At 54.6% G+C, this 26669-nt stretch carries 27 protein-coding genes, 1 other RNA gene and 2 pseudogenes; 14 read left to right on the forward strand and 16 right to left on the reverse strand.

Annotated elements, in window-relative coordinates; translation table 11 throughout:
• Nucleotides 1-106: pseudogene (locus tag VPK24_RS18355) on the forward strand (IS630-like element ISAtsp7 family transposase); the annotation flags it as partial.
• On the opposite strand, the gene VPK24_RS18360 reads toward VPK24_RS18355, so the two are convergent.
• From VPK24_RS18360 to VPK24_RS18375, 4 genes are all read right to left on the reverse strand, one after another.
• Nucleotides 59-457 (reverse strand): DUF3368 domain-containing protein, encoded by a 399-nt coding sequence (locus VPK24_RS18360; RefSeq protein ID WP_393015563.1) that lies wholly within the window; start codon nucleotides 455-457, stop codon nucleotides 59-61. The pseudogene VPK24_RS18355 and the gene VPK24_RS18360 overlap by 48 nt on opposite strands.
• Nucleotides 454-705 carry a UPF0175 family protein gene (locus VPK24_RS18365; RefSeq protein WP_190529399.1) on the reverse strand — a complete coding sequence of 84 codons (252 nt, stop codon included), beginning with the start codon at nucleotides 703-705 and terminating at the stop codon, nucleotides 454-456. The genes VPK24_RS18360 and VPK24_RS18365 overlap by 4 nt, the downstream gene beginning before the upstream one ends.
• 200 nt (nucleotides 706-905) lie before the next feature.
• Nucleotides 906-1514, reverse strand: coding sequence for a hypothetical protein (locus VPK24_RS18370; protein WP_190534191.1), 609 nt, complete (start codon nucleotides 1512-1514; stop codon nucleotides 906-908).
• A gap of 218 nt (nucleotides 1515-1732) precedes the next feature.
• Nucleotides 1733-2296, reverse strand: a complete 564-nt coding sequence (locus VPK24_RS18375; protein ID WP_393015566.1) for a hypothetical protein — start codon at nucleotides 2294-2296, stop codon at nucleotides 1733-1735.
• Between the two features lie 507 nt (nucleotides 2297-2803).
• Here VPK24_RS18375 and VPK24_RS18380 point away from each other — a divergent pair.
• Complete coding sequence (locus VPK24_RS18380; RefSeq protein ID WP_393015568.1) at nucleotides 2804-3838, forward strand: Npun_R2821/Npun_R2822 family protein; 1035 nt, start codon at nucleotides 2804-2806, stop codon at nucleotides 3836-3838.
• 9 nt (nucleotides 3839-3847) lie between these two features.
• Here the strand turns inward: VPK24_RS18380 and rnc are convergent, their stop codons facing one another.
• Entirely contained in the window at nucleotides 3848-4708 is an 861-nt protein-coding gene (gene rnc / locus VPK24_RS18385; RefSeq protein ID WP_393015570.1) for a ribonuclease III, read from the reverse strand.
• Nucleotides 4709-4732: 24 nt separating this feature from the next.
• Nucleotides 4733-5255, reverse strand: an RNA gene (gene rnpB / locus VPK24_RS18390) — RNase P RNA component class A.
• A 263-nt stretch (nucleotides 5256-5518) separates the two neighbouring features.
• On the opposite strand from rnpB, the pseudogene VPK24_RS18395 reads away from it, so the two are divergent.
• The 4 genes and pseudogenes from VPK24_RS18395 to VPK24_RS18410 form a co-directional block, all read left to right on the forward strand.
• A pseudogene (locus VPK24_RS18395) lies at nucleotides 5519-6343 on the forward strand (Npun_R2479 family HD domain-containing metalloprotein); the annotation flags it as partial.
• 394 nt (nucleotides 6344-6737) lie between these two features.
• Nucleotides 6738-6983 carry a hypothetical protein gene (locus VPK24_RS18400; protein WP_190355013.1) on the forward strand — a complete coding sequence of 82 codons (246 nt, stop codon included), beginning with the start codon at nucleotides 6738-6740 and terminating at the stop codon, nucleotides 6981-6983.
• A 17-nt stretch (nucleotides 6984-7000) separates the two neighbouring features.
• On the forward strand, nucleotides 7001-7630 hold the full coding sequence (ruvA, locus tag VPK24_RS18405; protein WP_099533227.1) for a Holliday junction branch migration protein RuvA: 630 nt from the start codon (nucleotides 7001-7003) through the stop codon (nucleotides 7628-7630).
• Between the two features lie 169 nt (nucleotides 7631-7799).
• The gene (locus tag VPK24_RS18410; RefSeq protein WP_393015573.1) at nucleotides 7800-9227 is read left to right on the forward strand and encodes a WGR domain-containing protein; all 1428 of its coding nucleotides are present in this window, start codon (nucleotides 7800-7802) and stop codon (nucleotides 9225-9227) included.
• 206 nt (nucleotides 9228-9433) lie between these two features.
• Here VPK24_RS18410 and rpmA read toward each other — a convergent pair whose 3' ends face one another.
• Nucleotides 9434-9706, reverse strand: coding sequence for a 50S ribosomal protein L27 (gene rpmA / locus VPK24_RS18415; protein ID WP_099533229.1), 273 nt, complete (start codon nucleotides 9704-9706; stop codon nucleotides 9434-9436).
• Between the two features lie 124 nt (nucleotides 9707-9830).
• Nucleotides 9831-10169 carry a 50S ribosomal protein L21 gene (rplU, locus tag VPK24_RS18420; protein ID WP_099533282.1) on the reverse strand — a complete coding sequence of 113 codons (339 nt, stop codon included), beginning with the start codon at nucleotides 10167-10169 and terminating at the stop codon, nucleotides 9831-9833.
• Nucleotides 10170-10745: 576 nt separating this feature from the next.
• Between rplU and VPK24_RS18425 the strand changes: the two genes are divergently transcribed.
• Both VPK24_RS18425 and VPK24_RS18430 read left to right on the forward strand, forming a co-directional pair.
• On the forward strand, nucleotides 10746-12458 hold the full coding sequence (locus tag VPK24_RS18425; RefSeq protein WP_393015575.1) for an adenylate/guanylate cyclase domain-containing protein: 1713 nt from the start codon (nucleotides 10746-10748) through the stop codon (nucleotides 12456-12458).
• Nucleotides 12455-14008: a protein kinase domain-containing protein gene (locus tag VPK24_RS18430; protein ID WP_393015576.1), complete on the forward strand. Its 1554-nt coding sequence runs from the start codon at nucleotides 12455-12457 to the stop codon at nucleotides 14006-14008. The genes VPK24_RS18425 and VPK24_RS18430 overlap by 4 nt, the downstream gene beginning before the upstream one ends.
• Before the next feature lie 190 nt (nucleotides 14009-14198).
• On the opposite strand, the gene VPK24_RS18435 is transcribed toward VPK24_RS18430, so the two are convergent.
• Nucleotides 14199-14660 carry a DM13 domain-containing protein gene (locus VPK24_RS18435; RefSeq protein WP_393015577.1) on the reverse strand — a complete coding sequence of 154 codons (462 nt, stop codon included), beginning with the start codon at nucleotides 14658-14660 and terminating at the stop codon, nucleotides 14199-14201.
• Between the two features lie 330 nt (nucleotides 14661-14990).
• Nucleotides 14991-16169: an acyltransferase family protein gene (locus tag VPK24_RS18440; RefSeq protein ID WP_393015579.1), complete on the reverse strand. Its 1179-nt coding sequence runs from the start codon at nucleotides 16167-16169 to the stop codon at nucleotides 14991-14993.
• A gap of 303 nt (nucleotides 16170-16472) precedes the next feature.
• On the opposite strand from VPK24_RS18440, the gene sipA reads away from it, so the two are divergent.
• From sipA to VPK24_RS18455, 3 genes are all read left to right on the forward strand, one after another.
• Nucleotides 16473-16718 carry a regulatory protein SipA gene (gene sipA, locus VPK24_RS18445; RefSeq protein WP_099533234.1) on the forward strand — a complete coding sequence of 82 codons (246 nt, stop codon included), beginning with the start codon at nucleotides 16473-16475 and terminating at the stop codon, nucleotides 16716-16718.
• 91 nt (nucleotides 16719-16809) lie between these two features.
• The gene (coaD, locus tag VPK24_RS18450) at nucleotides 16810-17319 is read left to right on the forward strand and encodes a pantetheine-phosphate adenylyltransferase (protein WP_099533235.1); all 510 of its coding nucleotides are present in this window, start codon (nucleotides 16810-16812) and stop codon (nucleotides 17317-17319) included.
• A complete protein-coding gene (locus VPK24_RS18455) occupies nucleotides 17277-17972 on the forward strand; it encodes a DivIVA domain-containing protein (RefSeq protein ID WP_190355007.1) in 696 nt (231 codons plus the stop codon). Before coaD ends, VPK24_RS18455 begins: the two co-directional genes overlap by 43 nt.
• A gap of 75 nt (nucleotides 17973-18047) precedes the next feature.
• Here the strand turns inward: VPK24_RS18455 and VPK24_RS18460 are convergent, their stop codons facing one another.
• Nucleotides 18048-18689 (reverse strand): ABC transporter ATP-binding protein, encoded by a 642-nt coding sequence (locus VPK24_RS18460; RefSeq protein WP_393015640.1) that lies wholly within the window; start codon nucleotides 18687-18689, stop codon nucleotides 18048-18050.
• A 957-nt stretch (nucleotides 18690-19646) separates the two neighbouring features.
• Nucleotides 19647-20888: an FtsX-like permease family protein gene (locus VPK24_RS18465; RefSeq protein ID WP_393015581.1), complete on the reverse strand. Its 1242-nt coding sequence runs from the start codon at nucleotides 20886-20888 to the stop codon at nucleotides 19647-19649.
• A 151-nt stretch (nucleotides 20889-21039) separates the two neighbouring features.
• On the opposite strand from VPK24_RS18465, the gene VPK24_RS18470 reads away from it, so the two are divergent.
• On the forward strand, nucleotides 21040-21555 hold the full coding sequence (locus VPK24_RS18470) for a hypothetical protein (RefSeq protein ID WP_393015583.1): 516 nt from the start codon (nucleotides 21040-21042) through the stop codon (nucleotides 21553-21555).
• Between the two features lie 56 nt (nucleotides 21556-21611).
• Here the strand turns inward: VPK24_RS18470 and VPK24_RS18475 are convergent, their stop codons facing one another.
• Nucleotides 21612-21983: a hypothetical protein gene (locus VPK24_RS18475; RefSeq protein ID WP_393015584.1), complete on the reverse strand. Its 372-nt coding sequence runs from the start codon at nucleotides 21981-21983 to the stop codon at nucleotides 21612-21614.
• Nucleotides 21984-22412: 429 nt separating this feature from the next.
• On the opposite strand from VPK24_RS18475, the gene VPK24_RS18480 reads away from it, so the two are divergent.
• Together VPK24_RS18480 and ruvX are read left to right on the forward strand one after the other, a co-directional pair.
• The gene (locus VPK24_RS18480) at nucleotides 22413-23189 is read left to right on the forward strand and encodes a hypothetical protein (RefSeq protein ID WP_393015586.1); all 777 of its coding nucleotides are present in this window, start codon (nucleotides 22413-22415) and stop codon (nucleotides 23187-23189) included.
• Nucleotides 23190-23247: 58 nt separating this feature from the next.
• Nucleotides 23248-23691 carry a Holliday junction resolvase RuvX gene (gene ruvX / locus VPK24_RS18485; RefSeq protein ID WP_393015588.1) on the forward strand — a complete coding sequence of 148 codons (444 nt, stop codon included), beginning with the start codon at nucleotides 23248-23250 and terminating at the stop codon, nucleotides 23689-23691.
• Between the two features lie 110 nt (nucleotides 23692-23801).
• Here the strand turns inward: ruvX and VPK24_RS18490 are convergent, their stop codons facing one another.
• The 3 genes from VPK24_RS18490 to VPK24_RS18500 form a co-directional block, all read right to left on the reverse strand.
• Complete coding sequence (locus VPK24_RS18490) at nucleotides 23802-24848, reverse strand: hypothetical protein (protein WP_393015590.1); 1047 nt, start codon at nucleotides 24846-24848, stop codon at nucleotides 23802-23804.
• Complete coding sequence (locus tag VPK24_RS18495) at nucleotides 24826-25797, reverse strand: 2OG-Fe(II) oxygenase (RefSeq protein ID WP_393015592.1); 972 nt, start codon at nucleotides 25795-25797, stop codon at nucleotides 24826-24828. Before VPK24_RS18495 ends, VPK24_RS18490 begins: the two co-directional genes overlap by 23 nt.
• Nucleotides 25798-26018: 221 nt before the next feature.
• A complete protein-coding gene (locus tag VPK24_RS18500) occupies nucleotides 26019-26663 on the reverse strand; it encodes a histidine phosphatase family protein (RefSeq protein ID WP_099533244.1) in 645 nt (214 codons plus the stop codon).
• Between the last annotated feature and the right edge of the window lie 6 nt (nucleotides 26664-26669).

The raw sequence follows: 26669 nt of genomic DNA on the forward strand, positions 1-26669 counted from the left end.
AACAGAAACTATAGAGGTGTTGGAACAATTAACGAGACTAGCAGCCCGACTAGTGGATTTACAGTGCCTGAGAAACTGGTTTACTAAGTGCTGTTATTGTACCTAGTGATTGCGGCAAGGGCTGTAGTCCGAGCCGAACAGCTTCTTGTCGTCCCAATCGTTCATCAATGAGCAAATCATCGGCTTTAATCTCAAGTGCTAAAGCAATAGCATTGGCTTCTCCTGCATCTAGTCCTCGTTCCTGTTGCAACTGGTTGGCGAGTTGAACATCGGTGAGGGATTGAGTTTGAATCCAGTTCGATTGAAGAGTGGCTGAGATTTTGGGGTCGCTGGCAACTGCTAATTCACTGGCAACAACATCAGGAATAATCACCGTTTGGTAAATGGATTCTAGCAACCAAAGATGATCAATAAGGGCAAGATTGCAAAGGGCCGAAGTATCACTGACAACAATCATAGCCAGCCCCGATCGCGCAGGTGCTGAACATCTTGCTCAAGGTCTTCTACGTCGTAATGAACGCAAATGCCGCGATTTGCCAGCAGCTTTTGAAAGCTCATGATTTCTATCCCGGCAATTTTGCTGGCGCGACCGAGGGAAATTCGCTCTTGTTGAAACAGAGCAATGGCAATTTCTCGAAGCCAGTCGCTCTGGTTAAAAGTTTCTGCCTGACTAAGGCTATCAGGTAGGTTCAGAGTAATTTGCATCGAATTTTCCTCACGGATCATCTGCGGTCTGATTTACCTTTGTATGCTAGCCTAAGCCGTCTTTAGTCTGTAGAGTAAGTATTATTTACCTACACCTAATAGTCGATATAGTCGATCTCTAGAGCAATTTGATCGCATTGCGAGAAACAGCGATCATTGTTTTGAGCATGGATACCGTTTGGCTAGATAGTGATGGCCTGCTAACTACTCCTTTCGGGCAAGGCTTTCTGAGTGGCAATCTGAAAGTCAATACTGCTATACATCTCAAGCCTGCGCTGAAAATTGTTATAGTCTGCAATGCAGTCATTTAACTTATGAAGAATTTTAGATTCCACGAAATATTCAATCGAATATTTATTTTCACGATGTTTGTAAATTGAGATTTCTTGAACAAAAATTGTAATTGCTTCATATAAAATTTTGAGATCTTCTAAAGACTCAACTTTGGTTAAGCGAATTGCAAGCGAACGAAATTCAGAACAAATTTCTGGTGCTTTTTCTTTAGGAATTCCATGATCTTTATAGTAAATTCCCAATAATCTTGCCAAAGATTGAGATTGTTTCGCAGTTTCCTGAATCTTGAATTGGGCTTTCTCGATGGGGGCAAGGAAGCGATCAAGCAATAACTGCTCAACAAACTGATCTCGTAAGTTGGAGTTGTCAATGATTTGCAGCTCCATCATCTCCTTACGAAATTTCATGATCTTTCGCTCATGAGACTGCTGCTTTTTCTGACGTAGTAACCCAATAATTCCACCTAGCATACCGCTGCTACCACTCACAGCCGAAAATGCTTGAACCGGGTTCATATCAGATCTCCAATAAATCTTATCTGCACTGAATTTTAATCAGAAGACCGCCTTAGACCGCAAGCAAATGTGGATTATTAGACAGTCAATCGGGTGAGTATTACCCACCTACACCTAATAACCCATCGCTAAAGCAATTCGATCACACCTTGGGAAGTGGCGATCATTGTTTTGAGCATGGGTAGCATTGGGCTAGATAGCAGTGAGCAGTGCTCGCCTTACTCGCCCTTGCGCTGTTCTACTGACTCGCGCAAATTAACAAAGTCTCTGCCCGTTTCAGTTGTCCACACGTACTCTGACAAATTTTCACCGTGCTCAGGAATTCTGCCAATAACATTGGCTTTCACCTCTATATAACCAATGACACGAAGATAACGAAGTTCGCGATCTAGAATTCCATTAGGCTTTTTATGATATTTGCCAAAATCACCTGAAGCTATTTTCTTTAAGCTTGTGTACGTACCAGAACCCATTGAGAGTAATAATAGATTGTCGATCTTGTCCTCATTAGACTCAATCTTGGCTTGGGCCTCTGTCAAATTATCCTCAGTTGTCTTTAACCTCGAACTGATATCGCTCAGCGCAATCTGTTGTTCATCTCTACTGAAATTAGATTTTGTTACGTCCTCAAGCCGAAAAGAAAAGATTAAGAGAGTTGTGATGGCAATAATAGCGAGCAGGAGACCTGTAGCAAATTGGGTGGTTAGTAGCTTGACGAGTAAAACTGCGTCAACTATAGCTACTCCAATAAAAACTGCCCATGACTTAGTTGATGAAATCATTACTGCTTCATAGCCTCTTCTGCTAGATTGAATCAGTTCCTTCTATTTACTTTTTGGCCCTACCAAGTACGATATCAGACCAAGAGCAAACACCGAATTAGGAGTTGGCAGGATGGGCAAACTCAACCTGATCGCTAAAGCAATCTGATCACGCTATGGGAAGCGGCGATTATTGTTTTGAGCATGGATGCCATTGGACTAGATAGCAGTGGCTAATGCCTGCCCTACTTGCTGTAACGCCTGATTTTGCAATTCTAGTAGCGTCATCACAGCCCTCCCAACAACTCTCTATCAATTGTAATCAATTCTAGAGTGCTGCTGCCCTTGGTCTCAGGAGATCGACCAATCATTATCTCACATCACTTTGTAGGGACACAGCCCCCGAATGGCCAGCGCGGTGATCCCAGGGGCGATCGGTTAAACCTGAATAAGTCGCGATCGGGTGGCTTCCACGGAGTAGCGATCCCAAACGCGATCGAATTCACAAAGACCCGGGGGGGAATTTTTATGGATGGTCTCTACACATTAGCCAACGATGTGGTTCTGGATCAGCTCATTGCCTTTTTGAACAGCGTTGAAGCCAACGGCGGCCGCTTGGCCGATGGCAGTCCTTATCCGGTGCTGGTTTGTCCCTATGACCATCGGATTGATCGCCTGAAAACCGTCTTGGCCGACTGGCCCCATGTGCAAATTTTGGAAGATTGGGACTTAATCGCCCGCTGGGATCAATTTTCCAAATCCGTCATTGAAGCCACCCCCCTGGCCTTGCAGCTTTATGAGCAAGAACCGAATCTTTATGGGCGCACCATGGGCGGGCGACGGCGGTTGGCGGCCTTCGATGGCCCATTCGATCGATTCATTTATCTGGACGCGGATACCTTAGTGCTCCAGCCCCTCGCGCCCCTGTTTGCGGCCTTGGAAACCGCCGATTGGGTCACCTACGATTTTCAGTACAAAGACCCCGCCCATGTGTATCGGGTGGCGAGTCCTCTGTTGCAATCGCTGTTTTCACCGGAGCAAATGCAGCAATCGCTGTTTTGTTCGGGGCTGTATGCCACCAAGCGAGGCGTGTTGACCCTCGATCGCTGCGATGAATTGTTGAAACAGCTTCAGGCCGGCGAGTCAGATGTGCTCTATCCCCGATCGGCCGATCAGGCACTGTTGAACTATTTGGTGATGCGATCGAACCTCAAGGTTCATAACTGTGCGCACCATTGGCCCAAAGAACAGGTCACGGGCAATAGCGTCACTTCAAAACATTTTGTGGAGCGATCGGGGCAAGTGTTCGATCGCGATCGCCCCCTGCTTTATTTGCACTATATCGGTCTATCGTCGTCCCTATTTTCCAGGATTTGCGCGGGCGAAAACATCACCTTTCCCTATCGCGACACCTTCTTGCACTACCGCTATCTCAAGCATCCGCAGCAGCGCCCCCGATTGGTCGGTCGCCCCCGGGCCCATAATGCGCCTCCGAGTTTGTGGGAGCGGGCCCAGCGGAAATTCAAGCAGAAATTTAAACAATGGATGCGCAAGTCAGCCTAATGTTCGCGATCATTCGCGATCGCCGGGCGAATCACCAGGTGAATTGCTTGATTGATCGCCCGGTAAATGGCCTGGCAAATTGCTGGGTAAATCACCGGGTAAGTCACCGGGTAAGTCACCGGGTAAATCACTGGGCAAATCATCCCGATCGCACAGCCATAAAAAGGCTTCCTGGGCTGCGGCCTGTTCCGCCAACTTGCGCGATCGACCGCGGCCTTGGCCCAAACAACGGCCATGGAACCAAACCTGGGCCTCAAAGCGCTGCACATCCCCATGGACGGCGCTCAGTTCCCGCACTCGATATTCCGGCAAGGATTTGTAGCGCCCTTGGGTCCATTCCTGAAGGGCTGCCTTGTAGTTTTGGCGGGCCGGGTCGTTGCGCACCTGGTGGGCGATCGCTCGAAAATGGTCATCGAGCCAAGGCCGCACCAAATCCAGCGATCGCACCGAAAGATATAAGGCTCCGATGGTTGCTTCCAGGGCATCGGCCAAGCGCGATTGTCGCCCTTCCAGATCTCGGGCCGCGCTGCCGCCCATGATCAGGTAGCGCTCCAGATTATAGGTGTCGGCAATTCGCGCCAGCATCCGATCGCTCACCAAAATGGCCCGCGCCGCCGCCATTTCGCCCACGGGCCAATCGGGATAGGTTTCCCACAGCAATTCGGCCGCCGCCGTCCGCACGATCGCATCCCCCACGAATTCCAACTGTTCGTAGTTGGTTTGGGAATCCGCCGTGGGGTGAGTCAGGGCCCGATCGAGCAACACCCAATCGACAGTTGCACCCTCATCCAACCCCATACGCGATAACAGGGCTTCGAGATCCCGTTGTCGGCGGGGATAGCTTAATACGGTTGATGCCAACGAACCCATGAACGCTTTTGGACAACAAATTAAAGGGAGAGGCAGGACGTAAGCCGGGTTCTGTCCTCAATTGGCCTTGGAGCACAGCAAGCCGCACGCCAAGGGCCAATCAATGGGCGGTTATCTATCTGGGACGATCGTTACCGATCGCCTCAAGCGGTTCTCAAAGCGGGACAGGAAAAAGACCAACCCTTGCCCCTCACCTTGCTTCCGGCCGGGGTTTACCGAGCCAGCACCTCTCGATGCTGCTGGTGCGCTCTTACCGCACCTTTGCACCCTTACCGAGCCAGAGCCGTTAACAATTCAGTCACCGAAAACAATCTTCTGCCGCAGCAAAGTGGGACAGTTTGGGTGGGGAATTTTTAAGCGGCTCGGTGGCTCGGCGGTATTTTTCTGTGGCACTATCCTCACGATCGCTCGCACTGGGCGTTACCCAGCAAGCCTGGTCTTTCGGAAGCCCGGACTTTCCTCAGATGACGACCGATCGCCCCTTGAACCGGCCACAGCCAGCCCAAGCGAGATTAGGCTCATCATCCGCAACCGCCTCGCCTACACTCTCCGTCCATCCAGTTTATCGCTTGGTTGCAAAACTGACTCGTGACCCTGACTCGTGGCCCCGAATGAATGCCCGTCCCCCGTGGATCTCGCACCCCCCAGGGCGATCGCCGTTGCCCCCAAACTGGTTCCCAAAGTCTTAGGCTAGGGCCGCGCTGATGGGCAAACCGTTACTCAACAACGGCAAGCCACTCTCAGACTCAGTTACAATCGACTCGGATTCCAACGGATGCGCTGCGATCGCCTCCCGCGACCCCCTCGCCTATGTTGTTTAACGCCACGGAAATTCTGATTGATGCATTTGTCGATCGCCTCAAAGAGGGCTATCGGCGTACCTACGGCGGCTGGAAACCGGAGTACGAAGACATCATTGGCTGGGCCGGCAACATGGCCCTTGAAAATATCGCCAACAGTGACGCGCTTTACCACGACGTGGAACACACCATCCTGGTCACCCTGGTGGGCCAGGAAGTGATCCGGGGCAAACATATTCGTGAGGGGGGCGTGTCGCCAGAAGATTGGCTGCATTTCATCATCTCCCTGCTCTGTCACGACATTGGCTATGTCAAAGGGGTTTGTCGCCTAGACAATGGCCGCTACTACGCCACCGGACGTGGAGATGAGTTGGTGAAGCTGCGGCCGGGGGCCTCCGATGCCAGCCTCACGCCCTACCATGTCGATCGCGCCAAAATGTTCATAAAGGAACGCTTTGGGGGTCACAAATTAATTGACTCTGAGGCGATCGAGCGCAACATTGAACTCACCCGCTTTCCGGTTCCCAAGGAAGAAGATCACCAAGATACCTTGAACTATCCGGGCATGGTGCGGGCTTCAGATTTAATTGGTCAATTGTCCGATCCGCGCTATCTAAATAAAATCAGCGCACTTTATTACGAATTTGAAGAAACTGGCACCAATCAATATTTAGGCTATGCCCACCCGGGTGATCTGCGCAAAAACTATCCCAAGTTCTATTGGAATGGTGTTTTTCCCTATGTGAAAGATGCATTGGAATATTTGCGCCTGACTCAGCAGGGCAAGCAAGTGATTGCGAATCTTTATTCCAATGTGTTTGTGGTGGAGCATGAACCGGAAGATTCCGTGGTTCCGCCCGATTCTGGCGATCGCAAGGATGATCAAAGCAGTCAGCGCAGTGGCGATCGAACCCCTGACCGCAACCCTGACCGCAATCCTGACCGCAATGATGATTTAAATCAGAATTTAGATCATGCCCTGAATGGCGATCTCACTGAACTGAAACGAGAAGAACGCACTGAAGAAGCCCTAGAGGCGTTGAATAGTGCTGCAAAAATTCCGGTGATTCAAACCTAAGCTCAAGCCTGCCTAAGCTCAAGCCTGAAACCATCCGGGAGTTCTGGCCCCAATGGGTGGCGAAACTCCCTCGAACCCGCTAGGACGATTAGGGTAGGATGGCCCCAATCGATCGCCCTAGCAATAGCCCTAACAGAGGAGGTGAATTGCAATGTTTGTCGGTACGCGCATATTCATGGGTGTGGTGTCCTATCTAATCGTGTTGCAGTTGTTGTCACCGGCTTTGCAAGAATGCCCAGATGGCTCCTGCCTGTGGCGGCCGCTGCTGTGGGCTTCTGAATGCTGGCGGCCCAACAATTGCTATGCGCCCTGCGATGCCTATGAATACCGGAGCTGTGGCCCCACGACGGTGACGGAGCGGCCCCGATCGGTGCGGCCGGTGATGGTGGGTAAATAGGCGCGAATGAGGCGCGAATGATTGGATCGTTACGTGGTCAGGTTTTGGCCCTTCAGGTGCAGGGCAATCGGGCGATCGGGCTGTTGGATGTGGCTCAGGTGGGCTATGAAGTGCAACTGTTGCCCCGATCGACCATGGAATGGATGATTGGCGAAACGGTACAGGTTTTCACCCATTTGCAACTGCGAGACGATCGATGGTTGCTGTTCGGGTTTGCCACGGTGGCGGAGCGGGATCTGTTTCGTCAACTGATTGCCGTGAATGGTGTGGGGCCGCAGTTAGCGATCGCCCTGCTCGATCGCCTGGAATTACCGGTGCTGATCCAAGCGATCGTCAGCGGCAACGCCAACCTGCTGGCGAAAACCCCCGGCATTGGCCCCAAAACCGCCGGCCGAATTGCCCTAGAACTGAAAACCAAGTTGGCGGAATGGCGCGATCAATCGGGGCTATCCACCACGCCCGCGGCCGGGCCGGTGGGGCTGGTGCGGGAAGATGTGGAAATGACCCTTCTGGCTTTGGGCTACAGCGATCGGGAAGTGACCCAAGCCCTGGAGGCCGTGGGCCAGCAGACCGCCCTCAGCAAGGAAGGCGATCCGGAGCGGTGGATTCGCGAGGCGATCGCCTGGCTGAGTCAATCGGCCCTTTGAGGCATTTGAGGCGATCGGGTAGCGCGATCGGGTAGCGCGATCGGGGAATTCGGTCATCCTGCCGTCCAAATTGCCCCCCATTGGCAACCGGTTGATCAACCCATCCACAGAAGCTAGGTTGGAGCAAGTCTCCCCGATCGGGCAGATTTCCACTCTCCCTCAGCCCCCCATGAGCCATTCCGTCACCTACCTGGAACTGTCAGAAGCCGACGGCGGATCCCACAAGTTCTATGAAGTCACGGTGCAAGACACCACCGTCAGCATCCGCTACGGCCGAATCGGGGATTCTGGACGGCTGCAAACCCAGGACTATCCCACCCCCGAAAAAGCCCAGGCCGCTGCCCAAAAAAAGATTCAAGAAAAACTGCGCAAGGGCTATGAACCCGCCGTGCAAGGGGGCCGGCCCAAGCGTTCCGTCACGCGCCGCCAGGTCACCAGCAGCCGTTCCACCGCCCGATCGGCCCCCGTGCTGTGGCAATTCAACTCCGGAGCCGCCGCCTTTGGCATTTTCATCGGCCCCACCGCCTGTTGGGTAGGCAATCAATCGGGCCAAGTGTTTGCCCTTGACCTGGAAGGCCAAGTTCTCAATCAATTTCAGCTACCTGACGGTGTGAAATGTTTGGTAGCCGATGATCTGTGGTTCTATGCCGGGTGCGATGACGGAAATGTCTATGACTTGTCGGGAAAACTGCCGCGACTGGCCTATGAAATTGAAGAAAATATCGATATTTATTGGCTCGATATCTATGACGGATGGCTAGGCGTTTCCGATCAAAATGGTCAGGTGGCGCTGTTTCACCCGGAAGATGAAGAGTGCAATTGGACCAGGCTTTCCACGGGCCAAGCCGGTTGGATGGTGCGTTGTGATGACCAAGGGATCTACCACGGCCACAGCAATGGCATCACCTGCTATGACTTTTTGGAAGGGCGCGTGCAATGGCAACAATCCACCAAAGGCTCTGTGCTATTTGGTTGGCAAGGGTGCTCCACGGTTTATGCAGGCACGAGCAGTAAATTGGTTTATGAATTCAGCAAACAGGGTGAATTATTAACCCAATGCCAGTGCGACTCAGCGGTTTATTCTTGCGCGGCTGATGCGGAGGGGCAATATATTTTTGCGGGGGATAATTGCTCGTCAATTTATTGTTTCGATCGCACCGGAACGCGGCTTTGGAAGTTAGCGAGCGGCTGCGGATCGGCCCTGTCTATGCAGTGGCACGATCGCCGGTTGTATTTGGTGACGACCAATGGCTATTTGGCTTGTTTGGATGTGAGTCCCGAGGCGATCGAGGCGGCCCAGCAGGGGCAAATTCCCGCACCGGCTGAAATTCTTGCACCCCAAAGGGCAGGCACGGCGGTTTCGGATGTGGTGGAACGGGTCAGCAGTCCCGGCGAAGGCATCGTGGTGCAATGTGTGCGCGATCGGGACAAGTTGCGAGTGCGGGTTTTGTCCCCTGGTTACCATGCCGATTGGAATGTGCAGTTTCCCCGCAATGTGCGCGAAGAGGGCGCTAAGTATGTGGTGAGCGAGTTGCGGGAATCGGCTCGGGGACAGTTTTATCGCGTTTGCGGGGAAATTAAGCGGCTGGTGGACTAGGAGCCGTGGCCTCACGCCCCAAGTTCCTGCTCTGTCGCTGCAAATGGGAGCAGCAATCGATCCAGCCATAACTTAAGGGACGATCGAGCCTTGGATCCAGAGTTCAAAAAATCCACCCAATGATGGCTGAATGTTCTGATCTTGGATCGCTCGATCGCCCCTCAAAGGCCAATCTAATTAGCGATGCTGAGAGACGGAAAAAGTCCCTAGGCTTCGACAGCAGCAGCAGCAGGATAAACGCTGACCTTTTTGCCGCTCTTGCCGCGACGCTCGAAGGTCACCACACCATCCACCAAGGCGAACAGGGTGTCATCGTTGCCGCGACCCACATTGTTGCCGGGGTGGAACTGAGTGCCCCGTTGACGCACCAGGATGTTTCCAGCGCGGACGATTTGACCGCCGTAGCGCTTCACACCCAAGCGCTTGGAATTAGAGTCGCGACCGTTACGAGTACTACCTGTCCCTTTTTTATGAGCCATGACGAGCTACCTCTAAAAACTTCGGTTGAATTTCGCTACTGTGGGGGCTGCCACTCGATCGCGCCTTGGCCCATGTAACCACCAGCGGGCTGATGGAGACGAACCAAAGCAATTCCCGATCGACTTATTCCGCCGCAACGGTCTTGCCACCGTAGGTGATCGACTCAATCACCAAACGGGTCAATTCTTGGCGATGACCTTGCTTTTTGCGGGTTTTCTTTTTGGGGCGCATCTTATAAACAATAATCTTCCGGCCGCGGAAGTGGCGTAGCACTTTGGCGGTGACGGTGGCCCCTTCGAGGGTGGGTGCGCCGATGTCGATCGTTTCGCCGTCGCGAACCAACAGAACGCGATCGAGCGTAACGGTCTCGTCTACTTCTGCGAACACGCGGTTCACGTCATAGAAACGACCGGGTTCGACACAAAGCTGTGTGCCGCTGGTTTCAACAATTGCGTAGGCCATGAAAGTTCCGAAAATGAGGGTTGCCGTACGGGTAGCTGGCGCGGAGGCTGGCTTTTGCTCGACCCGATCCGAGCAAGATTGCAACGCGACGCGATCGCAGCCGTTTCAAACAAGCGGGGCGATCGGGAGTCGCTAGGTCGTCGTTGGCTGACTAAGCGCCGATTTACCATCATCCCCAAGGCTTGGTGTTCTGTCAACTGCTATTGAATCTGATGGACATTTTGATTGTGGCCGTTTGGTGATGGCCGTTTTGGGCGATCGGCCAATCTCAATCACCCAACCCAATCACCCAACCCAAAGCCCAACTCAATTACCCAACCCAATTACCCAACTCGTGACCCAACTCATGAGACCTAATTCATGATCTGACTAATTCATGACCTGGCTAATTCATGATTGAAAATGCACCATTCACGAACTAATCCATGAACTAATCGTCCTTATCCCGATTTTCCAACGCCGGCCTTGATCGATGTTTCAGCGTTTCTCGCATTAGGATCTCCATTAGCATTGCGTCCGACCGAACCCCAATCGCTCTCTCCCCACTAGGCTCCCCAAGCAAGCGCTCAAAGGATTTTGAATCATCGCTGGCTGGTTAAATTTGGGAAACTTGCGCAACCCGGCTCCCGAGGAGAACTGGTCGGGTCAATTATTGTGGTGGCGATCGCCTACGGACTCGCGGCCTATGTGGCCGTGTCCCTGCCGGGCCTACACCAAATTGGTACGGCGGTTTGGCCCTCGGCCGGCATTGCCCAAGCGGCCCTGATGTTGGGGGGGTTTCGGCTGTGGCCTGCGATCGCCCTCGGCATCAATTTCTATGACCTGATCCATTCGGGGCTAACCATTCCCCTGCTGGGACTGTTTGGCTGCACGGGCGCAACGGTTCAGGCTGTTCTTGGGGTGTGGCTGTTTCGGCGGCTAGGGGGCAGCAATGTGTTCGATCGCGTGTCGAATGTGCTGAAGTTTTTGGTCAGCGGTGTGCTGATTGCCCCCCAAATTAATTGCACCTGCGGTGTGCTGGCCCTGTGCTTAACCGGCAACTTGCCTTGGTCGGAGTTTGCGACGGTGCGTTGGGGCTGGTTTTTGGGCGATGCCATGGGCGTATTGGTCTTTGTGCCGCTGATTTTGATGGTGGCCCAACTCCAGCCGCAAGATTGGCAACGGATCACCCGCCTGCGCCGACACAAAAGCACACGCCGATCGCTCCTGCGCACCCTTTGGCTCGGGCTATTACTCGGCAGTAGCGGCATTGTCTTTTGGGCCCAAACGGAGGCGGATATTGCTCGCTATCCTTTGGAATATTTGCCCTTTCCCCTGGTGGTGTGGGCGGGGATGCAGTTTGGGCCAAGGGCCGCAGCGGTGGGGTCATTTCTGATTTCAGCGATCGCGATCGGGGGCACGGCCTTTGGGATGGGCCCCTTTGTGGCCAAAGCCAGCAGTACCCAACAGGCGGTGCTGTTTTTGCAGGCCTTTTTGGGCGTAATCACGATTACTTCGATGGTGCTGTCGGCGGCGGAATCCGAGCGCTCCCGATCGGCGCGATCGCTCGCGGCGCTGAACCGTGAACTAGAGCAGCGCGTGGCTCGCCGCACTGCCCAACTGGCGGCCCAAACCGATCGCATCAACGACCTGTTGCACAACATCTTGCCCGCTGGCGTGGCGGAACAACTGGCCAGCGGCTCCCAAACCGTGGCGGAAACCTTTAACGATGTCACCGTTTTATTTGCGGATATCGTGGATTTCACCAGCTTTGCCGCCCAGCATCCGCCTACGGTGGTGGTGCAATTTCTGAATGATGTGTTTTGTACCTTTGATGACTTGGTGGAGCAATACGGCCTGGAAAAAATCAAGACGATCGGGGATGCCTACATGGTGGTGGGCGGTGTGCCCAAGCCCCGATCGAACAGCGCCTTTGCGATCGCCCATTTAGCCCTGGCCATGCAACAGGCGATCGGGCAATATCGCAAGCCCGATGGCAGTCCCTTTCGGTTGCGAATCGGCATCCACAGCGGCAGCGCCGTGGCCGGAGTAATTGGCATGAAAAAGCTGGTCTATGACCTGTGGGGCGACACGGTGAATGTGGCCAGTCGGATGGAAACCCTGGGGCAGCCGGGCCGAATCCAAGTCAGCCAAGCGGCCTTTGATCGCCTGCACAGCTATTTCCACTTGGAGCAACGGGGCACAATTGCTGTGAAGGGCAAAGGCGAAATGATCACCTATTGGTTAATCGGTGAACTCAGCAGCCACCAAGATTCAGATCCTGGTTTGCATCCACATTCCCCGCCATGAGCTACTGCTTAAACTCCCGTTGCACGGCCCCCGAAAATGACGATGATGCAGCGAACTGTGCTGCCTGTGGCCGACCGCTGCGGCTGGGCGATCGCTACTTGCCCCAATCCCCGATCGGACGCGGTGGATTTGGCTACACCTTTTTGGCAAAAGACCTAACCCAAGCCGATCGCCCGCCCTGCGTGATCAAACAGTTGGTGGGTTCCTTTGCGCAAGATCCCAAGGCCCGTCGCCTGTTCACCAGCGAAGCCCGACTACTGGCCGACTTGGGATCCCATCCCCAAATTCCTCAGTTTTTGGACTTTGTGGAAGCCGACCAAACCATTTATTTAATGCAGGAATGGATCGAAGGGCCCACCCTAAATCGCGAAGCCCTGGGCGGGCCTTGGTCAGCCAGCAAAGTCGAAGCCCTGCTGCGGGATGTGTTGCCAATTTTGCAATTCGTGCACGATCGCGGCGTGGTACACCGGGACATCAAGCCCAGCAACTTCATTCGCCGCCTGAGCGATCAGCGGATGGTGCTGATCGACTTCGGCATCGCCAAGGTGATTGATCCCTATTGGTGGGACAAAACCGGCACGGTGATTGGCTCCCCGGAATATATCGCCCCGGAGCAACTGGCCGGCAAAGCTCTGCCCGCCAGCGATCTCTATAGCTTGGGTGTCACCTGCTTGCGGTTGCTAACGGGGGTGTCGCCCTTCATGCTGCGCGACAGCACCAGCGATGCTTGGGTTTGGCGAGATTTTTTGCCCCCAAGGGTCACGATCTCGCCCCGATTGGGGACGGTGCTCGATCGCGCCGTTACCCGAGCCACCGGCCAGCGCTACGCCACCGCCGCCGACATGTTGGCCGCCTTGGATCGATCGCCCCAGCCAGCGCCATCCCCCGAAAAGCAACGAGCACGAGTCGATCGCCCCGCCGCATCCCCCAACGACCAACCCACCATCACCACCTTTCCCCTACGACGGCCTAGCAACGAAGTGCCCACCCAAACCGGCTTGGGCAGCAGCAACCAGCCGCCCTTTCGCCCCTTGCCCAGCCTGTCCGCGCCCCAACCCCCTTGGCTAAATCGGTTGTTGCCATCCCGACTGATCAAAACCCCCCTGTGCGATCGGGGCGTGGTGGTTTCCGTGGCGGGCCTCGATTACCATCCCCTAGAGCGGCTCTTAGCCGCCGAGGAATGGCAACAGGCCGACGAACTAACCCGCCAACTGCTCTGTCAGCAACTGGACGGGCGACGGCGTTTTGTGCAAGTGGGCGACATTCCCCGCCTCAGCCGGCCCGATCTGCTGGCGATCGACCTGCTGTGGATGCACTACAGCCACGGCCGTTTTGGGCTAATAATCCAAAGCCGCCTGATCCTTCAAAGCCGGGACTATAACCAGTTTTGCCAGACAGTGGGTTGGCCCGGCAGCCGCTCCGACACCCGAGACGAGACCTTTCAGTTTCGAGCCGATGCCCCGATCGGGCATTTGCCTTCCCGCAACTGGGTGGGTGGCCCCCGATGGTGGAACCATGCCCAAACCCTGGCCGATTACTTAATCCGTTGACGATCCATTGGCACTGGCCGCTCATCACTTGGCCACTAATCACTTGGCCACTAATCACTTGGCCACTAATCACTTGGCCACTAATCACTCGGCCATTAGCTACTTAGCCATGAGCGACATTGTGCTAAATCGCTGGATGCCAATTGGGTTGGGTATGGCTCTGATTCACAACTTCAAAATCAACAGAATCCTAGTTCAGCGTTGCGGCCCCAAAGGTGGCATTGAACTGTTGGCACCAAATGGCCACGGATTGGTATTGCGCCAAATTGAGATTGTTGGGGATCACGTAACGTTGGGAACCGGAGGTTTTTTGCAACGCACTCAACACCACGTATTGACCTTCCGTTAGTTGCATTCCCGGTCGGGCAGATCGATGCAACACCACCTTCAGGGCTGGGCCACTGTCACTGCGGAAGTTGTTGCCAAATTCCAGAATTTTCTGAGAGCCTTCCATGACGATTCGGGCTGTGCCTTGGGTGGGATGCTCCAGGGCCATGAAGTTTCCGGACTTGAGCACCCTTGCCGATTGCTTGGCTAGGGTGACGCGGCTTTGCTGGGCCAGGGTGGCGGAGGGGTTTTGTGCAACGGCCATGGAAGCAACCGGGGCGATCGCGCTCATAGCCAAAACCAACGCTACAACAGTCCGTTTCATAACCATTCAGTCCTTGGAACCTTAAAGATTGGGTGACACTGAGAAACCTGGCGTGGTGGCGGCAAGGCAGCGACCCTGAGGGATCCACAGGGTCTCTACACAGCACCCATGCAACGTTTCCACAGGATCTCTACACAACAAGGTTTGAGGCGATCGCGCTGGTTGGGGTTGCTGGGTTGCCTGTCCACATTTACCAAGGTAGGCGGGCAAGATGAGTCCCAGATGAGTGGGAAATGAGGCGCGGCGATCGGGTCGATCGGGTCGTTGATTGCTCTGCAAATTCCCTAAATTCTCAACGTTGCCCGCCCATCCCCCTCGAGGTTTCAAGCCTCAAACCTTCAGGAACCAGCCCCGGCGATAGAACCCATACATGGCCAACCACCACAGCAGTACCATCGCGATCGCAAACAACAGCGAGCCACTCATGGGGCCCGCCCAGGAAGCGAACAGGGTTTGATAGAGCCATTGGTAGGTGCTGGGGGCATCGGGGCCGTTGCCAATGTGGGTGCGGTTCAGCAGCCGACCCACCAACCCGGAACCCACAAAAGCCGTAATCGCGTTCATCCCAAAAATTTCAAAGGGTCGGCTAATGCTGTGGGCGCGCCGGATTTCCGTGAGGGCATAGCACCCCGCTAGCAAAACGATCGACCAACCGGCGGCATAGAGCGCATAGGAACTGGTCCAAAGTTGCTTATTCAGCGGTAACGCCAAATCCCAGAGGCGACCCAGGGCGATCGCCCCTACGCCGGCCCCCGTCAAGCGCCAGGCGGTTAGGGCTTTGATGGGCTGGGTTTTCAGCCACTGCACCGCCCAATAGCCCGCTAGGGTAGACCCGATCGCGGGAAGGGTGCTCAACAGTCCTTCCGGGTCAAAGGCCACGGTTTGTTGATTCAGGGTGAGTTGGTAAAGATGACTTTCGCCGAGCAGGGTTCGATCGACCCAACCGACGATCGAACCATCGGGCGTGAGCGGCGTGGTGCTCAACAGGGCCCAATAGCCCAACCACAGGCCCGCCACGGCGATCGCTTGGGCCCGTCGAGAGCAGTGCAAAACCAGGAGCGCCGAAGCACCATAGGCCAAGGCAATTCGCTGCAAAACGCCCAAAATTCGCCATTTTTCCCACAGGAGCGGGGCCCCTTCAAACCAAGTCCGCATCAACAGGGTGGAGGCATTCAGGGCTAAGCCTAAGCCAAATAAAATCAGCACCCGTTGCAGCAATTTGCGATGGATTTGCCGCTGTTGGGGGCGATCGAGTGGGGCCTTTTCCGCCACGCGCCCCAAGGAGAAGGCCATGGCTCCCCCAACCACGAACAAAAACAGCGGAAAGACCAAATCTGTGGGCGTGAAGCCGTGCCACTCGGCATGGAGCAGGGGGGGATAAACCTGGGCCCAACTGCCCGGATTGTTCACCAAAATCATGGCTGCGATCGCCAGGCCCCGCAGCAGGTCTAAGCACCGAAACCTTGGGAGTTTGGTAGGTTCGGCGGGTAAAGGGCGATCGACCGTCATGGCAAAACCGGTGGGTTAATCAACCGGCGCAAACAACTGAAAGCAAGAATACAAACTTGCGATACCGGCTTGCGATACTGGCTTGCGATAGGCGCTAGGGGCGATTCGTCTGCAACGGGTTAGCGACTGAAAGCCGGGTGCTAGTCTGGACGGGGGGAATGGGCGATCGGGTTCGGTTGAGTTTTTATTCAGCCATCCCAATTTGCCAGTTCTCGATTCAAATCCCGATTTAAATCTCGATTAAAATTCCAACTCCAGTTCCGACCCGCGTGCAAACCCGCGTTCTAACCTGATTCCTGACCTATGAGCGAATTGCAAGACTCTGACCGTTTCACCCTGGCTGCGGGCGATCGGGTGCGGCTTGTGGCCCTGCCGCCCTACGTCAAAACGGCGGAACCCATGCCAATGTTGCGGCCGCCGTCGGTTTTGACGATCGGGGACTTGGGAACGGTGTTGGGTTGCCGGCCCGGGAACTGTTGGGCCATTCGGTTTGCCAATGGGGCTTATCTGCTGACGGCGCAATATCTAGAACGAGTGCAGACTCCGTGAACGCTGAACCCCAATTCCTAACCCAATTCCTGAAGTAAATTTGCTAAGTCCTCTGAATTTTCTGATCCAATTGAGCTAGAGCAGAGACCATATGGGTGTCAGGGCGATCTATCCGGGGAGTTTTGACCCCATCACCTTGGGGCATTTGGATATCATTGAGCGAGGCTGCCAACTGTTCGATCAGGTGATTGTGGCGGTGTTGCGCAATCCCAATAAACAACCCCTGTTCGAGGTGGCCCAACGGATTGAACTGATTGAGCGATCGACCAGCCATTTAAGCAATGTTAAGGTCGATACCTTCAATGGTTTGACGGTGGAGTACGCTCGACAACAAAAGGCAACCGTATTATTACGGGGATTGCGCGTGTTGTCGGATTTTGAGTACGAGCTGCAAATGGCCCATACCAACAAGACGCTCTCCGAGGCGATCGAGACCGTCTTTTTGGCAACGCGCAATGAGTATAGTTTTTTGAGTAGTAGCTTGGTGAAAGAGATCGCGCGCTTTGGTGGCCCGGTCGATCGCCTCGTTCCCGATCCTGTTGTTGCGGAGATTCAGCGATGTTTTCCTCAGATGCCTCTGGTTTCGCCCCCCAGCCCGTAGCGGATTCGGCAGCTTCGGCGGCGGAACCAGCAGCGAATGAGACGCAATCGGCGGCGAGTTCCCAGGGACGATCGAGCGGTTTTGATGTGCAACGGGCCCTCGATCGGCTCGAAGAAATTGTGCTGGACAGTCCCCGAATTCCCTTCGGGCGACGCACGTTGGTGGATGAGGAAGTGTTGCTGGATCAACTGGATTCGGTGCGGCTGAATTTGCCCGCCGCCTTTCGGGAGGCCGAGGCGATCGTGCGGCAACGGGAGCAAATTCTCTTTGAAGCCCAGCAGCAGGCCAAAGACATCATCGAAGGGGCCAAACAGCAGGCCGCCCGCGCCATTTCCGAAACGGAGCTGGTGCGCCATGCCCAACTGGAGGCGGACTCCATTCGGCAGCAAGTGGAAGAAGAATGCCAGGCCGCGCGCGATCGGCTGCTGAATGAATTAGACCAAACGCGCCAGGCCGCGGCCGCTGAGCTGGAGGAAATGCGGCGGGCCGCCATTTCGGAATGCGAAGCCATCCAAGATGGGGCCGATGATTATGCCGATCGAGTCTTGGGCAGCATTGAGCGGCAACTGGGCGACATGCTGCGAGTCATTCGCAACGGTCGCCAACAGTTACAGCAAGAAGCCGATCGCGCCATGGGCAAGTTGGGCAAATAGCCAAAACCCGTGCGGAGTTGCCCCTAATTGCTCAGTTCAATTGCTCAGTTCAATTACTCAGCTCAATTGCTTGGTTCAATTACTCAATTCGCCATCTTCCAAGTGGGCCACCCGATCGGCAATATCCATAATTCGGAGATCGTGGGTCACAATCACGATCGTGCTGCCATCTTCCTTGGCCAAACTCCGCAACAGTTCCATCACCCCATGACCATTGCGGGAGTCCAACGCGGCCGTTGGTTCATCGGCCAAAATGAGCGGTGGATGGCCCGCCAAGGCCCGGGCGATCGCCACCCGTTGTTTTTCCCCGCCCGACATCACCTTGGGCAGATGATCCGCCCGATGGCTCAAGGCCACGCGATCGAGCAATTTGCGCGCCATCTTCTTGGCCTGAGGGCCGCGAATACCCTTTAAATTCAGGGCCACTTCCACGTTTTCCGCCGCTGACAGGGCCGGAAACAAATTGAACCCCTGAAACACAAATCCAATATTTTGGAGTCGGAAATTAGCCAACTGCTTTGGAGACAACTGGGTAATTGCCTGGCCCAGCAGATCCACATGGCCGCTGGTGGGGGTCAAAATGCCCGCCAAAATTGACAGCAGCGTGGTTTTGCCCGACCCCGACGGCCCCATCAGCAATTGAATGTCCCCCCGCTTCACCCGCAGGCTCACATCCTTCAGCACATGGATGGCTTCATCGCCGCTGCTGTAGCGCATGTCAACATGCCGCGCGTCGATCGCCCAAGTACAATCGCCTTTGCCCTCATGGCAGCGATCGCGACGGATCAGGGGTGGCGACACCGGAGCGGTTAAAGCGGGCGCAGTCGTGAAATTGGTAGACGCGGTCATGGGGGAAACGGCTGGTTTAAGGATGGGAGATGATACCGATTCGATCGAGGTGGGTGGTGGGGGTAGAGCTTAGTGTAAGCGGTTAACCGACCTGGTCGAGGTGACTAATCGATCAGTTCTTGGCGATCGGGAACAGGAGGCCCGTTAACCACTTCATTAATTGTCTATAGCTCTCCATTTTAGAATTGTCTATTTTCAAGGTTGCCCAGGATTGGGGGAAATTTTGGAAATTCGCGACTCCAGGCGATCGATATCTCCAGTTTCAGCCACGGGGATTCATTTATTTCCGTCCATGACAGACAATTTCAGAAGCGGCTACAAAAATAGCCCAATGGGAAAAGCAAGCCGAAAACAGGTCAAAAATCACTCACAGGCGACTCAAAAGCAACGTTAATCAAAACATAGAGTGATCCTCAATTGCCGGAAGATATGAAATAAATGACTAAGATGATGATCAACAAAACAATCAGAGAAAGCATTTTATTGCAAAAAAGAAACGAGAAAATATAGAATTAATATTAAAGCAATCTTAAGTTGATTTTCAAGGAGTGAGAAAACGATAATGAAGCAAGGATTGGGTAATGGGGCGATCGATTAGTTTCTAATTAACTTTTTAATTGATCGGTCTTGATTGACTCAAGAATGCTGATTGATATGAATTGCAAATCATTAAAATCACAAACAATCACGAATGACCGATCAGTAACTCATGCAAAATCGATTCATGATTAATGAATCACTCATGAATGGCTAAGGATGGGGCACACTGGGGCGCACACTGATTGATCGCATCTTAGCGCAATCGCCGGGTCATGATGTCTCTTTCTAGGCCTTGAAAACCACTGCGGGGTCAATGCGATTAACTTTTTGAATTGCAAACAGGGCCGAACTGACGCACATCACCACCGTCACCCCAAAGGTCAAAAAGGCGCTGAGGGGCGTAATGGCAATGACGACACCGGCTGTGGTGGCAAATTGCGCCACGCCCACACAAAGGCCCATGCCGGGTAAGTATCCCAAGACGGCCATCCAAAGGGACTGCTCAACAATAATGCCGCGCAAAACCCAACTGGAAGCGCCCATGGCCTTGAGGGTGGCGAATTCGCGGACGCGCTCGCTGGCGGAGGCGTAAAGAATTTGGCCCACGATCGCGATGCCCACGATCGCCCCGACGATCGCCCCGAGGGTCAAGATAAACCCCACCCCCGTTCGATCGCGCCAGTAGGTTTGCGAGAGGCGGGACAACTCCGCGCGGGTGAAGGCTCGGGAGTCTGGCAAGGCCGCTTCAATGCGGTGCTGGAGGTCTGGGATCGAGCTGCCCGGCTTGGCTCGCACCAAAATAAAGTTCACCGGGTCGGATGCATTGAGCGATCGAGGTGGCACGGGGCGATCGGCTCCGGTGGGCTTGGGGCTGATCCGATTCACACAATCCAGTCCCCCATCGGGCTGCACACTACAGGTCAACCGCGATTCTCGCCCAGCACTCAGCAGGCTGTTGGCCGAAACGGCAGACATAAACAAAAACGGGCTGAACACGATCGATTGCAACCCCTGGCCCACCGCGCCCACCTGCAATGGGGTGGAACCCACCGTGCCCCGATCGCCCACCCGCGACAGCCCCAACTTCCGAAGATTCGTCACATCGGTGATCGCCCGGTAAGGTTGCTGAACTTCGGTTGCTCGGCCTTGGGTCAGGTTCCAGGGTTGAAATAGCACCCCATCCGGCTGATAGCCCAAGGTAATCACCGACTCAATCCGATTGCTGGGGGCGCGCCACAGCACTTTGCCAAAAATCAGCGGCTCCGCCCGTTCCACCCCCGCCAAGCGCTGGACACGGCTCAGGTGGTCGAAGGACAGGGGCAGGGTCAGTTCCAAATGCACCAAGTCCTTGGACGTGACCCAAATATCGGCCTTGGAGCGATCGACCAGCAGCGATGTGGATTCTGTGAAACCGCGAAACACGCCCGTTTGGATCGTCACCAGGCTCACGGCAAACAGAATTCCCGCTTGGGCCACCAACAGGCGCGGAATATCTTCAAATAGATTTTTACGGGCGATCGAGGGCATAGACCACCTAAAAAAGAATCGCCAAGCAGTTCATCAGACCGAGCAATCAGTGCCGTCAGAATCGAGAGATGCGCGCCAACGACCGGAGCGGATAAGCTAGGTGTTCTAGTCAGCTTTTTGTATTGCAGTTTTGACGGTTCATCGACAGCAGATGCGTCCCAAATTAACAGATTTAAACGATTGGTATCGGGCTGAGTTACTGATGCAGCCAGCCTTCCTGCGAACGATCGACAACATTCGCAAGCAACTGGAATCTTCCGGCTGGAAAGGAACCTACGAAGAATTTCCCGTCTTTCCCTACGGCACGTCTGAAGAAATCCAAACCCGTGTCACCCTCTTGCAGCAAGAGTTAACCACCGCCAGCGGCGAACGGGCGGCGGAAATTACGGCGGCGTTGGATGACTTGCCGCAACCCTATCCGGGCTATTGGTTCACCCTGGAGCACGATGGCCAGTCCACGCGCGTTGACGTGTGGGAACTGTGCTACAGCATTTGCTTCCGCGACTACCAAGCCCTCAGCACTCTCAGTGCGGGCGATGAGGTGATGGTCACCATTGATTTGGATTTGATTGGGGAGGATGGGGATGTGGACTGGCATCGGCTGGATGAAAAAGCCCAGCGGGTGGTGGCGCAAGTGTTCGATCGCCTAGCGAACGTGATCAACTAGCAGCCTTCACTGGCATCTTGTTCGTGGGCTGAATGGGGTGGAAGGTTCCGCAGGCCCTAGCGCAACGAATTGAGGTCGATCGCCCCCACGCCGCCCCGCTGAATTTGGCGCAAAATAATTCCAAACTGCCACCAAACCGTCAACGCTCCGCCCACCGCCACCGGCATGGAAAGTTTATAGGACAGGGCGATCGGGAACGCGAAGCACTGCAATGTGGCCGCCAAAAAAAAGCCAGCCCCGCCGGCCATCCCCACAAACGGGAGCCACAACTCAGGCCCTTTCATGGCCGCCGGATCCCGATCGGGTGACTTTAACCAAACTCGTCCCTGTTCGCGCAAACTTCTAGCAAAGGCCAACCCCGACAGCGCTCCCGCCGCAACCCCGGCCGCCAACAACACGTAGGGCGATCCGCCGTTGGTGTAATCCATTGTTTCTATCAATGACGTTCAAAGCTTATATTCCAAGGCGTTTATTCTATCGTCTCTATTGCCAATGTAGACTAGATGTGAACGATGGGTGTTATCTCCAACCGAATGGGTTCAGGCTCACGGAACCCAACCCAACCATACATGGCCCCACGGACCACAATTTTCGCAATTCCCAACGTTGTCAGTGGTCGCGGTGGGGGGTGACTTTGTGCTTGTCTGCGTCTTAGGAAGTTTTGGACCCACCCGATCGCACCGCAGCTACGGTGATTGGCTCAAGGGGGAAAGTTCCCGTTGATTAACAGCGGGGGAAGCGGAAAATTCTCTAAATTCATCGAAAAATTCATCGAGTTCAACAAATTCACCGATCGCCCGTGAGGATTCGTATCTGTGAGTTGCCCAATGAGTCATTCAATGACAACATTGCCTGTCATGACGACCCCCATTATTCCGGTCATTAGCTTGCCCGCCGGGCCCCTTGCCCAGGCCCCGACCACCCCGGCTCCTGCTAATAATTTGTGGCTTATGAGCAGTGGCGCTTTGGCAGTGTTGCTGGTTGCTGGTGGTGTTTATTTCAAGCTGGAAACAGACAAGCTCCAAAAGAGAATTCGTGCAGAAGAATTCCGAGTTCGTGAACTCAAAAAACGCCTTGACTTAGCCCTCAAAAGCATTCACAAGATGGAAGCAAACCCCGATCTTGTGAATTCTCGTGAGTTCAACTTGGATTACTTGCGAATGCGGATGCAGGAGGAGATCTTCCACTTCGCGATCGTGAACCAGATCAAGATGAAGATCAAAACCATGGTGTCCGTGGCCCTGCGGCCGACCCAACAACAGGCCGGCACTCAAAACAATGCGCAGACCAACCAAGGCCGCCAAGTGGATCAGCTCTTTGATGTGGAGTATGAAACTTGCACCGATGGCGTGAAGCGGGTGAAGCGGGTGTTGTTTCGAGTGCAGGTACGCATCACCAAATTGCCCACCCAGCCGACTTCCCGGACGATCGAGGAAATCATCAACTGCCTGGAGCGCTACCTCAGTTTGGCGGATGATGATGACGATCGGTGGCAACCGACGATCCAAGGGCGAATCGTCACCATCAGTTGGGATCAAAAGGCCAAACCCACGCCGCTGTTGGTGTTGGAGCAGTCCGGCGAGGGCATGAATGTCACCCTTAAGACGCGGCGTGCGGCCGGTGCGGCTAAGTAGGCTGGTTGCTGTGTAGGCTGGTTGCTGTGTTTTGGTTCTGAGCAACCGATGAGAGCCTATGGCGGTTGATTTAGGGGCGGTTGATTCGGGAGCGGTTTATTTGGGGTTTGATCCGGGCAGCGCTAAATGTGGATTGGCGGTGCTGCGATCGAGTGGCGAGATTTTGGCCCACGAGGTGGTGCGATCGGACGGGGCGATCGAACAATTGCGCCAATGGCAGCAGCAGTACCAAGCCACGGCCATCATTATGGGTGACCAAACCACTTCCAAGGCCTGGGTCAGCCGTCTGGAACAGGGTTGGCCCGATGCCCCCCCGATCCAACGGGTTGATGAACGCTACAGCACCCTAGCCGCACGCGATCGCTATTGGGAACTCTATCCGCCTCGGGGTTGGCGAAAGTTGCTGCCTCGGGGCCTGCGCCAGCCGCCCCGCCCGGTGGATGATATTGCGGCGATCGTTTTGGTGGAGCGGTTTTTAGCGAATAGCTCTCCCAAGAACTGAGTTTCACAGAGAAACTCCACAGAGAAAATTTCGCAGAGAAATTCCACAGAGAAATTTCACAGAGAAACTCCGCCGGGTGCAGGTGCATTCAGCCTGTTAAAAGCCCAGGGCTAAATCCCGCGCGGCAGATGTCGGACGGCACGCTTGGCGCGATCGGACACGGGCCAACGCCACACGTCTTCAAAGAGCCACACCAAATTGTGCTGGGTGGTTTCGCTGAGGGCAATGATCCAGTTGTCCACGGCTGCTTGGGTGCTGGTGGCATCGGGGCGATCGCGCACGGCGGCCCACAACCGCTTAGCAAAGGTGGGATCGTTGGGACTGTAGCGATCGCGCACTTCCAGCAGCATGGCCGCCCACAATTCCGGCGCACCAATGCAAATTCCCCGCTCGGAACAGAGGGAGTTTTTGGGAGCTTGACCCGATCGCAAGGTGTTGTGCCAATTCAAAGTGCGATCGGCCTGATAACGCCATAGAAGCGATCGCAAATCCTGGCGATAAATTTCAAACGGTGTGCCATACACCGATCCCGGCTCAATTTGCAGCACGTCCAACACTTCCAAACGCATAAAAGCCGCAAACCCGGTGCGTACCGTAACGCTAGCATCGGCTCCCTGATATTCCAGTTTTTTGGCATAGGATTTCAGCCAAAAATTGCGCCCCAATTCATAAATGGGCAGGGTCTCAAACTCGCCGGTTTTCTGATAGTTGTTGTAAAGATCTTGGAAATAAGGAGCCTTTACTTCGATGCCAGTGCTGGAGATGTAGCCACAGCCACCGCCACAGGTTTTGGGAACAATGGCCACCGTTCCCAATTGATCGCGAATGGTGGGGCCGTAGGGGGTGGGTTTGCCGGCCACGGCTTCGGCATAGAAATCATAGGCGCGATCGACCAGTTCAATCAGGGGTTGCAATCGTTCCGGCTCCCAAGTTCCCTCCGGCAACAGCCACACCAAATTGCGGCCGCGATAGGGATATAACTGCAACTCGGTTCGATCGAACGCCACGTAGGGAATAGGAGCCGGCTGGGCTGGTTGGGATGGTTCGATCGCCCCAGCCGCACCGGCCGCCAACCACAGCAACCCCGCCCCCAAACAGCCCAGCCAAACCCGCCGGACTGATCCCCGCCGAGGACTAAGACCGCCGAATCCAGCCATTGAGCGTGAACCGGCCATGGTCAAATTGGCGCGACGGACAAACAACGGGCAGCACTTCATGTTTACATCGACTATCAAAAAAGACGATCCGATTATTCAGCGGTTCAATGGTTTCAAAGCGATCGGACGCGGTTACCATGGGCCCGCTGATATCCGTTTCATACATTCGCAATTCACCACCCGAAAACCGCTTCGGTTCCTGATAGAAATAGTAAACATAGGTCAGGGCGCGTGTGGCCGTTTCCGGACTGCCTGAATCGTTGTGAATTTTATAAAAACAGCCATCATTGTGAGCCGTTAGCTGCATCTCCACTTGTCCCGGCTCAAAGCTAGGCATTCCCAATTGCTGTACAACCGTTGGTAATAGGCCAATTAACCGTTGGCGCAAGAGTTCATAGAGATCTGGATAGAGCGTGGCATACAAAATACTGGAGCGACGGTAATCGCTGGCGTTGGTTGTGGTTTTGGAACCAACGAATTGATCGGCCTTATTCAAGGCCGTGCTGAGGGCAAATTGATGCTCTTCGTGGCTCAGAAAGTTGTCAATTTCTAAAACCGTTGGCTCCAAAATTTGGTCATTGCGAGCCGCTGAAGGAGCAGTCGCAACGGGGTACGCAAGGGACTGATGTTGGGTGGTGGCGGTGCTGTCTGAATGGGGTCGATCGGGGCCGGTGGCGGGCTGGCCCTTGGAAGCGGATCGCAATCTTGCGTCCAGTGGCGATGCTGATCGTGATTCCGGGCCCGGGTTCGTCAGGCGTTGGGTCAGTTGCGGCAATTCCCAACCATTGGTGTTTAGACCTTCGATCGGGTCGGTTCCATGGGCCAATTCCAAAACACGCAGGGCCACCAAGGTTCGATCGCGCAATGACAGTTCAGGAGAGTCCAGCGCTTCATTGAGGGTGCTCACTGCTCGATCGAGCAGGCCCTGCATTTCGTCTGATTGAGTCACCGTTTATGGGGGGAGTTAGGTTGCCAGAGGTTTATCCAGGAATCAACCATCGGCGTTGATTCCTGTGGATTCCTTCCGTCTTATCAGATCGATCGGGAATCTGAGAACTGATTGCGGCGGCCATCTTGATTCACTGGAGGAAAAGCTATGGTGATCGGTCTTGCCCAGATTTCTAGCCAGATTTCTAACCAGATTTCTCGCCCAGATTTCTCGCCATGCTCCTAAGTGGAAGGAAGGGCCCGCAACCGTTCATCCAAATAACTCCGATCGGCCACACTGTGAAACAGGGGGCCCCGATCGCTCATTTCCACCACATTTAGCCCCGCCACCGGCAACGAGAAGCGATCGCGATAGCGACCCACATCAATGCCCATCAGCACACAAAGCAAAATCCGAATCGTTGCCTTATGGGACACCAACAGCACTGAACCCGTGGGGTGACGACGCTCAATTTCGTCCAAAACCAATGAAGCTCGGCGGGCAATGTCCACACCCCGCTCGCCTCCCGTGGGCGCATTCCAAGCCGGATCTGTCAGCCACCGCACATAGTCATCGTGATAGATTCGATCGACCTCGCGGGGATGCAACCCTTCCCACTTTCCGTAGGCAATTTCCCTTAGCCCATCTCGCAACTGCATATTCAGCCCCGTCATTTCGCACAGAGGCGTTGCCGTCTGGATCGCGCGGCGCAGCGGACTGGTGTAAATGGCTGTCCACTCAAGGGAGGCATAGGCGATCGCGAACTTCTCAGCCATTTCATGCCCCTCGGGCGTGAGGCCGGGATCATTTTCAGGCGTGCCGCAATAACCACCGGATGCACTGTAGGCCGTCTGAGCATGACGCAAGAAGAAGAGCTTAAGAGCCATGGTGGA

The sequence above is a fragment of the Limnothrix redekei LRLZ20PSL1 genome, assembly GCF_043235035.1.
GTDB lineage: Bacteria > Cyanobacteriota > Cyanobacteriia > CACIAM-69d > CACIAM-69d > CACIAM-69d.